This window comes from Psychrobacter sp. 1U2, from assembly GCF_051847575.1.
In genome coordinates this window covers 1-1852 of sequence record NZ_JBPYDC010000103.1, presented here as the reverse complement: position 1 = coordinate 1852, position 1852 = coordinate 1, and the positions used below count along the sequence as shown (strand labels likewise).

The 1852-nt window shown below is 41.7% G+C and carries 1 protein-coding gene; it reads left to right on the top strand.

Features of this window, described 5'->3' with window-relative positions; all coding sequences use genetic code 11:
- A partial coding sequence (locus ACS8FD_RS13520) for an NAD+ synthase (protein WP_439276260.1) occupies nucleotides 1-1526 on the top strand: 1526 nt, incomplete at its 5' end.
- Between the last annotated feature and the right edge of the window lie 326 nt (nucleotides 1527-1852).

Sequence of the window (1852 nt, the reverse complement as noted above, 5' to 3'; positions counted from 1 at the left end):
ATCAGGGCGCTGATGTTATTGTCTTCCCAGAACTGGCTTTATTGGGCTATCCACCGCAGGATTTACTGCTTCGTCCAAGTTTGTCTGGGCGCATCAAAAGCGCACTATCGGCTCTAAGTGATATTCAAGATATTGTGATGATCGTCGGCTATCCACATGTTGACCATCATGGCACCTTTAACTCAGCCGCTATCTTGCATAACGGCCATCAAAAAGGTTTTTATCATAAACAATTTTTGCCCAATTATGGGGTGTTTGATGAACGCCGTTACTTCGATAAAGGCCGCAATCAAGTGTTATTTGATTATAAAGGCATCACCATCGGACTACTTATCTGCGAAGATTTATGGGAAAAATCACCCATTGCAGATCTTAAACAGCAAGGCGTCGACATCATTGTCAGTCTTAATGCTTCTCCGTTTGAGACGGGTAAGCAAGATATGCGTAAGACCATGCTGACTCAGCGTAGCCGTGAACACAGAGTACCCATTGTCTATGTGAATGCAGTAGGTGGTCAAGACGATTTAGTATTCGATGGTGGTTCTATTGTCGCGCAAGCCGATGGCTCTATCGCTCATGAAGCTCCACGCTTTTTAGATCAATTAATGCTAGCGACTTTAAATGTTGATAGCAATGCATTCAACACTCAAGAAAAAGCGCCACTAACGCTGAGCCGTGAGTCAGAGATGTACCAAGCGTTAGTCGTTGGGCTACGTGATTATGTCAATCATTCAGGATTTGGTGGCGTACTGGTTGGTTTATCAGGTGGTATCGATTCGGCCTTGACCTTGTGTATCGCTGTAGATGCTTTGGGTGCAGATAAAGTCTATGCTGTCATGATGCCTTATGAGTTCACTTCAAAGATAAGCTTAGAAGATGCTCAAGCACAAGCGCGTCGTCTAAATGTCTCTTATACTGTCTGCCCTATCTTTGATGCCGTCGAAGGTATTCGCCATACGTTAGCGCCATTATTCAACAAGTCACCTGCTGACACCACTGAAGAAAATATCCAAGCACGTGCGCGCGGTGTTATCTTGATGGCATTGTCTAATAAATTTGGACATTTGGTCATTACGACTGGCAACAAGTCTGAGCTAGCAGTCGGCTACTCTACTTTATATGGTGATATGGCTGGTGGCTTCGATGTGCTAAAAGACGTTTATAAATCACAGGTTTATAACTTGGCAAGCTATCGTAATCGCTTAGAGGATACGCCTGTGATTCCTGAGCGGGTCATTACTCGCCCGCCATCAGCTGAGCTACGTCCTGATCAAAAAGATCAAGACAGCCTACCTGATTATGAGGTATTAGATGGTATTTTAACCTTGTATATCGATGAAGATATGGGTTATCAAGCGATTGTCGATAAAGGTTTTGATGCCGATATGGTGGCCAAAACCATCAAAATGGTGGACAATAGCGAATATAAACGTCGTCAGTCACCGATTGGTACGAAGATTAGTCAAAGAGCCTTTGGGCGTGAACGTCGCTATCCGTTAGTCAACAAATGGTCGATTAATAGCTAAAAGTTTATTGGTTTTACTGTTTGGTTTTGATCATACCTTTATATTATTATGTTTATTATTAGCTGGGCACTTCTTGTCCAGCTTTTTTTATTAGCAGTACCTTAATTCCTTAGTATGATAGTTTTAGCATGGTTATTAAATATTTTATACAAGTACAAATACGTATTCGGTAACTATTCTATCAATGTATAAATCATAGTTATCATAACTTGCGGTGCTGCCTTTTTATTTACTTTCAAACCTTTCTATTCTTCTACCTTTCTTTGAGTACTTCATGAGTTTGCTAACCGCTAGTATCTGCCTTCTTTTGTTGCTTGCCCTAAGCG